The sequence below is a fragment of the Endozoicomonas sp. ALE010 genome, assembly GCF_049310165.1.
Lineage (GTDB): Bacteria > Pseudomonadota > Gammaproteobacteria > Pseudomonadales > Endozoicomonadaceae > Endozoicomonas.
In genome coordinates, this window is sequence record NZ_JBLYNV010000117.1 from 1 (window position 1) to 7,127 (window position 7,127).

4 protein-coding genes are annotated in these 7,127 nt (G+C 50.0%); all 4 read right to left on the bottom strand.

Annotated features, from left to right (window positions below; translation table 11 throughout):
• A partial coding sequence (locus ACO6UY_RS23625; protein ID WP_422491504.1) for a hypothetical protein occupies positions 1 to 680 on the bottom strand: 680 nt, incomplete at its 3' end.
• Complete coding sequence (locus ACO6UY_RS23630) at positions 628 to 786, bottom strand: hypothetical protein (RefSeq protein ID WP_422491505.1); 159 nt, start codon at positions 784 to 786, stop codon at positions 628 to 630. The genes ACO6UY_RS23630 and ACO6UY_RS23625, both read right to left, overlap by 53 nt.
• A 105-nt stretch (positions 787 to 891) precedes the next feature.
• The gene (locus tag ACO6UY_RS23635) at positions 892 to 4,002 is read right to left on the bottom strand and encodes a DUF1601 domain-containing protein (RefSeq protein WP_422491506.1); all 3,111 of its coding nucleotides are present in this window, start codon (positions 4,000 to 4,002) and stop codon (positions 892 to 894) included.
• Between the two features lie 105 nt (positions 4,003 to 4,107).
• Positions 4,108 to 6,954, bottom strand: coding sequence for a DUF1601 domain-containing protein (locus tag ACO6UY_RS23640; protein WP_422463815.1), 2,847 nt, complete (start codon positions 6,952 to 6,954; stop codon positions 4,108 to 4,110).
• Positions 6,955 to 7,127 lie beyond the last annotated feature (173 nt).

Sequence of the window (7,127 nt, forward strand, 5' to 3'; positions counted from 1 at the left end):
TTGTCCTCCAGTTTTGCCATGGCCCACAGCAGGTTGGTGATATGCTGAGGACTAAACTGGTCTTTCTGTGCGTTTACGTGGGGCAATAGCGTGACCACGGCCTTTTTGAATTCTGGTGTTTGCACCTGCCCGTTATCTACCAGTTTGGCCATGGCCCACAGCAGGTTAGCGATTTCCTGAGCACCAATATCACTGGCTTCCGGTTTTTGGTTGCTGTTAAATATTATTGCATCAAGTAGGGTCGACAATAAGGCAACTTGAGTGAGCTGAACACGCTCATCCATGGGTTTATGAGGGGTAAAAACACCCGCTGAAGTAAATGAGTGAAGTGTTGTCGTCAGGCTTCGCCAATTCCAGCTCCGTGTTACGGTAAAATTGTGCAGCAAACGCATCAGCTGGCTTTGTTCTGTGCGATTTAACGGTCTTTTAGCCGCTGATGAGTATTTTTTAATTGAACTGGCATACTGACCGTGATTTCTCCCATCATAGCGATGACCGAAATGATGCGATTTACTTACCAGGTCATCCATTACTTCCTGTTTGATAAGGGCATTAAAATCTTGAGCAGGGTTTACTGTACGACGCTGTAGATATTGAGAAGAGCGTGTGCCAGAAGAACGGTAAAATTCATTGCGGCCCGGTGCCGTGCGGGGGATGATTCCATGGTCTGACTGTGGCATGTCGGTATCGCCCACGCCTTGAAGAAGGGGCATGGCCATTCGGTTGGTTGTAACTGTTATCTGATCTTGGGTATTGACCACTGATACCAGCAGAACTTCTATCCATAATTATATTTCATTAATTCATGAAAATATTAAAGGCAGACTGCTGTTATGCCCAGAAGTTCATTGTGCGGCAAAGTATACTTGAGTCATTATGGGAGGAGGGCGATTACTGGTTGCTTGCTTTCTTCCTCTTTGCCGGGTTAGTTTGCTCTTGTAAATGTTGTTCACCAGTTACGTATGCAGCGTCTGTCGATCCTCTTTTAAGTGAAACAGAGTCATGACCCTGTGGCGGGATGCCTATCCTGATCTCTATTTGATCAATATATGGTTTCATTAAATCTTTGTTCAAAAGCTGGTTAGCCGGGATTTCAATGACCTCAAATCCCACTTTTTGCAACATTGCGATTTTCAACAGAGTCGAACCCTTCCTGGTTTTGAAATCACCACCCACATAATGAGAGGGACCCTGAACTTCAATCACTATGTTGTGATCTGGCAGTAGCAGGTCAACCGGAGGCAGTGAGTTCAGACTCTTTTCCTCTTCGATCTTCAAAAATGGAATAGATGATTGGAGTTGATCGCGGAAGTCGGCTTGGGTTTTTGAAATGTTTGTGTGGTAATGGCGAACGACCGGACAGGCTCTGCCAAGCCAACTTGCAGCCATGGTGATGATGGATTGATCATCTCCATTATCTGGCGATGTATTTTCCAGGCGAGTCAACAGGTCATCCATGTGTTTTTCAAACAGGTTATTTTTATTGGCATTGGAGTCTAGAAACAACCTGGCACAGCATACCATTAAGGCCCAGAGAGACATCGATATCTCTGGCTGAGAAAGCTGAGGGTTCGTACTGATTCGATAGACAAGCGATTCGAACGCAGAGGTAACCACGTTCAGCTCAACGAGTTCACCCTGTTTCGCAATGGCCCACAGCAGGTTAGCGATTTCCTGTGATTTAAAGTCCGCTTTATGTGCGTTCACGAGGGGCAACAGGGCGGCCACGGCCTCTTTGAGACCTGGTGTCTGCTCCAGCCCCTTGTCCACCAGTTTCGCCATGGCCCAAAGCAGGTTGGCGATACCCTGCGGTGTAAAGTTTGCTTTTTGTCCATTCACGAGGGGCATCAGCGCGGTCACGGCCTCGTTGACCTCTGGTGTCTGCTCCTGCCCGTTGTCCACCAGTTTCGCCATGGCCCAAAGCAGGTTGGCGGTTTCCTGTGGGTTAAAGTTAGCTTTTTGTATGTGCACGAAGGGCAACAGCGCCGCCACGGCCTCGTTGAGACCTGGTGTCGGCTCCTGCCCGTTGTCCACCAGTTTCGCCATGGCCCACAGCAGGTTGGCGATATGCTGAGGACTAAACTGGTCTTTCTGTGCGTTCACGCGGGGCAAGAGCGCGGCCACGGCCTTTTTGAACTCTGGTGTTTGCTCCTGCCCGTTATCTACCAGTTTCGCCATGGCCAGTAGCAGGTTGGCGATGCCCTGGGCAGTAAATTGGTCTTTCTGTGCATTTGCGTGGGGCAACAGCGCGGCCACGGCCTTTTTCAACCCTGGTGTTTGCTCCTGCCCGTTATCTACCAGTTTCGCCATGGCCCACAGCAGGTTAGCGATATGCTGTGGAGTAAAGTTGGCTTTTAGTACAGTCACGCAGGGCAACAGCGCAGCTACGGCTTCCTTGAACTCTGGCGTCTGGTCCTGCCCGTTGTCCACCAGTTTCGCCATGGCCCACAGCAGGTTGGTGATTTCCTGAGGTTTAAAGTCAGCTTTCTGTGCGTTCACGTGGGGCAACAGCAGGGTCAGGGTCTCGCTGAGACCTGGTGTCCGCTCCTGCCCGTTGTCCTCCAGTTTTGCCATGGCCCACAGCAGGTTGGCGATATGCTGAGGACTAAGCTGGTCTTTCTGTGCGTTTACGAGGGGCAGCAGCGCGACCACAGCCTCGTTGAACTCTGGTGTCCGCACCAGCCCGTTGTCCTCCAGTTTTGCCATGGCCCACAGCAGGTTGACGATATGCTGAGGAATAAACTGGTCTTTCTTTGCGTTCACCAGGGGCAACAGCGCGCCCATGGCTTTGTTGAACTCTGGTGTCTGCTCCTGCCCGCTGTCCACCAGTTTGGCCATGGCCCACAGCAGGTTGACGATAGCCTGTGGTTTAAAGTTCGCTTTTTGTACGTTCATGTGGGGCAACAGCGCGGCCACGGCCACGTTGAGTTCAGGTGTCCGCTCCTGCCCTTTGTCCACCAGTTTCGCCATGGCCCACAGCAGGTTGGCGATTTCCTGGGCATTAAATTGGTTTTTCTGTGCGTTCACGTGGGGCAACAACACGGCCACAGTCTCTTTGAGCCCTGGTACCCACTTTTGATCGTTGTCCATCAGTTTCGCCATGGCCCACAGCATGTTGGCAATACCCTGGGCCTTAAATTGGTCTCTCTTGGCATTTAGTAGGGGCAGCAGGGTGGCCACAGCCTCTTTGAGCCCTGGTGTCCGCTCCTGCCCGATGTCCACGAGTTTTGCCATGGCCCAAAGCAGGTTGGAGATCCCCTGAGGAATAAATTGTTTTTTCTGTGCGTTCACATGGGGCAACAACACGGCCACGGCCTCGTTGAACTCTGGCGTCCGCTCCTGCCCGTTGTCCACCAGTTTCGCCATGGCCCACAGCAGGTTAGCGATTTCCTGAGCACCAATATCACGGGCTTCCGGTTTTTGGTTGCTGTTAAATATTATTGCATCAAGTAGGGTCGACAATAAGGCAACTTGAGTGAGTTGAACACGCTCATCCATGGGTTTATGAGGGGTAAAAACACCCGCTGAAGTAAATGAGTGAAGTGTTGTCGTCAGGCTTCGCCAATTCCAGCTCCGTGTTACGGTAAAATTTTGCAGCAAGCGCATCAGCTGGCTTTGTTCTGTTCGATTTAACGGTCTTTGAGCAGCTGATGAGTATCTTTTGATTGAACTGGCATACTGACCGTGATTTCTCCCATCATAGCGATGACCGAAACGTTCCGATTTACTCACCAGACCAGCCATTATTTCCGGTTTGATGAGGGTATGAAAATTTTGAGCAGAGTTGACTGAACGGCGCAGTAGATGTTGAGAAGATCGTGTGTCAGAAGAATGGTAAAATTGATTGCGACGCGGTGCCGTGCGGGGGGGATGATTCCATTGTCTGACTGTGGCATGTCGGTATCGTCCACGCCTTGAAGAAGGGGCATGGCCATTTGGTTGGGTGTAACCGTTATTTGATGTTGTGTATTTGCCACTGATACCAGCAGAACTTCTATCCATAATTATATTTCATTAATTCATGAAAATATAAAAAGCAGACTGCTGTTCTGCTCAGAAGTTCATTGTGCGGAAAAGTTTACTTGAGTCATGATGGGAGGAAGGCGATTACTGACTGTTTGTTTTCTTCCTCTTTGCCGGGTTGGTTTGCTCTGCTAAATGTCCTTCACCAGTAATGTATGCAGCACCTGTCCACCTTCTTTTAAGTGATACAGAGCCATGCTCCTGTGGCGGGGTGCCTATCCTGGTCTTTATTTGATCAATATATGGTTTCATTAAATCGTTGCTCAAAAGCTGGTTAGCCGGGATTTCAATGACCTCAAATCCTGCTTTTTGCAGCAGTGCAATTTTAAGCAGAGTCGAACCGTTCCTGGTGTTGAAATCACCACCCACGTAATGAGACGGTCCCTGAGCTTCAATCACCACGTTGTGATCTGGCAGTAGCAGGTCAACCGGAGGTAATGAGTTCAGCCTCTTTTCTTCTTCGATCTTCAAAGCTGGAATAGATGATTTGAGTTGATCACGGAAGTCGGCTTGGTTTTTTGAAATGATTGTCTGGTATTGGAGGACGGCCGAACAGGTTCTGCCAAGCCAACTTGCAGCCATGATCATGATGGATTGATCCTCTTCATTATCTGGCGATGTATTTTCCAGACGAATGAACAGGTCATCCATGTGTTTTTCAAACACTTTATTTTTATTGGCATTGGAGTCTAGAAACAACCTGGCACAGCATACCATTACTGCCCAGAGAGACATCGATATCGCTTGCTGAGAGAGTTGAGCGTTGTCACTGATGCGATAGACAAGCGATTCGAACGTAGAGGTAACCACGCTCAGCTCAACGAGTTCACCAAGTTTCGCCATGGCCCAAAGCAGGTTGGCGATACCCTGAGGAATAAATTGGTCTTTCTGTGCGTTCACGAGGGGCAACAGCACGGCCACGGCTTCTTTGAGCTCTGCTGACTGTTCCTGCCCGTTGTCCACCAGTTTCGCCATGGCCCACAGCAGGTTGGTGACACACTGGGCATTAAATTGGTCTTTCTGTGTGTTCACGCAGGTCAACAGCACATTCACCGCTTCGTTGAACTCTGGTGTCTGCTCGTACCTGTTGTCCACCAGTTTTGCCATGGCCCACAGCAGGTTAGTGATTTCCTGTGGTTTAAAGTGAGCTTTCTGTGCATTTACGTGGGGCAACAGCGCGGCCACAGCATCTTTGAGCTCTGGTGTTTTCTCCAGCCCGTTGTCCACCAGTTTCGCCATGGCCCACAGCAGGTTGGCGATTCCCTGAGGAATAAATTGTTCTTTCTGTGCGTTCACATGGGGCAGCAACACGGCCACGGCCACGTTGAGCTCTGGTATCTGCTCCTGCCCGTTATCCACCAGTTTTGCCATGGCCCACAGCAGATTGGTGATTTCCTGTGGTTTCAAGTGAGCTTTCTGTGCGTTCACGTGGGGCAAAAGCGCGGCCAGGGCCCTTTTGAGCTCTGGTGTCGGCTCCTGCCCGTTGTCCACCAGTTTCGCCATGGCCCACATCAGGTTGGCGATTTCTTGGGCATTAAATTGGTTTTTCTGTGCGTTCACGCGGGGCAACAGCGCGGCCACGACCTCTTTGAACTCTGGTGTCCACTCTTGGCCGCTATCCACCAGTTTCGCCATGGCACACAGCAGGTTGGCGATATGCTGAGGAATAAATTGGTCTTTTTGTGCCTTAACGTGGGGCAACAACGCCGCCACGGCCTCTTTGAGTTCTGGTGTCCGCGCCTGCCCATTGTCCACCAGTTTAGCCATGGCCCACAGCAGGTTGGCGATATACTGAGGAATAAATTGGTCTCTCTGTGCATTCACGCGGGGCAACAGCGCGGCCGCGGTCTCGTTGAGCTCTGGTGTCCGCTCCAGCCCGATGTCCACCAGTTTCGCCATGGCCCATAGCAGGTTGGTGATAGCCTGAGGAATAAATTGGTCTTTCTGTGCGTTCACATGGGGCAACAGCGCGGCCACGGTCTCTTTGAGTCCTGGTATCCGGTCCTGCCTGTTGTCTACCATTTTCGCCATGGCCCACAGCAGGTTGGCAATGCCCTGGGCATTAAGTTGGTTTTTCTGTGCTTGCACGAGGGGCAACAGGGCGGCCACGGCCTCGTTAAGCTCTGCTGTAAGCTTCTGCCCGTTGTCCAGCAGTTTCGCCATGGCCCACACCAGGTTGGTGACTTCCTGTGGTTTAAAGTGAGCTTTCTGTGCGTTCACGTGGGGCAACAGCGCGGCCATGGCCTTGTTGAATTCTGGTGTCTGCTCCTGCCCGTTGTCCACCAGTTTCGTCATGGCCCACAGCAGGTTGGCGATTCCCTGGGCATCCATATCCCATGCTTCAGCTTTTTTGTTGCACTTGAATCTTATTGCATCCAGTAGCCTTGACAATAAGGCAGCTTGAGTACGCTTGACACGCTCATCAATGGGTTTATGAGGGGTAAAAACACCTGCTGAAGTCAATGAGTGAAATGTTGTCGTCAGGCTTCGCCAATTCCAGCTCCGTGTTGCTGTGAAATTTTGTAGCAAACGCATCAGCTGTCTTTGTTCTGTTCGATTTAACGGTCTTTTAGCAGCTGATGAGTATTTTTTAATTAAACTGGCATATAGGCCGTGATCTCTCCCATCATAGCGATGACCTAAACGATCCGATTTACTCACCAGATCATCCATTATTTCCTGTTGGATGAGGGCATTAAAATCTTGAGCAGAGTTGACTGAACGGTGCATTAAATATTGAGAAGGGCGTGTGCCAGAAGAATGGTGAAATTCATTATATCTCGGGGTAGGGCGGGGGTGACTATCACGCCGCCTGACTATGGCATTTCTATATCGCCCACGTCTTGAAGAAGGGGCAGAGTCATCCGGTTGGTTGTAATCATTACCTGGTCTTGAGTGTTTATCACTGATACCGGCAGAACTTCTATCCATAATTATATTTCATTAATGCATGAAAATATAAAAAGCAGACTACTGTGCAGTTCAGAAGTTCATTTTGCAAAAAAGTTTACTTGAGTCATGATGGGAGGAAGGCGATTACTGACTGTTTGTTTTCTTCCTCTTTGCCGGGTTGGTTTGCTCTGCTAAATGTTCTTCACCAGTCA

Bases quoted from the DNA above. Each gene is read 5' to 3' on its own strand.
- ACO6UY_RS23630 (WP_422491505.1), bottom strand. From the start codon at position 786: ATGGATAGAAGTTCTGCTGGTATCAGTGGTCAATACCCAAGATCAGAT.
- ACO6UY_RS23635 (WP_422491506.1), bottom strand. From the start codon at position 4,002: ATGGATAGAAGTTCTGCTGGTATCAGTGGCAAATACACAACATCAAAT.
- ACO6UY_RS23640 (WP_422463815.1), bottom strand. From the start codon at position 6,954: ATGGATAGAAGTTCTGCCGGTATCAGTGATAAACACTCAAGACCAGGT.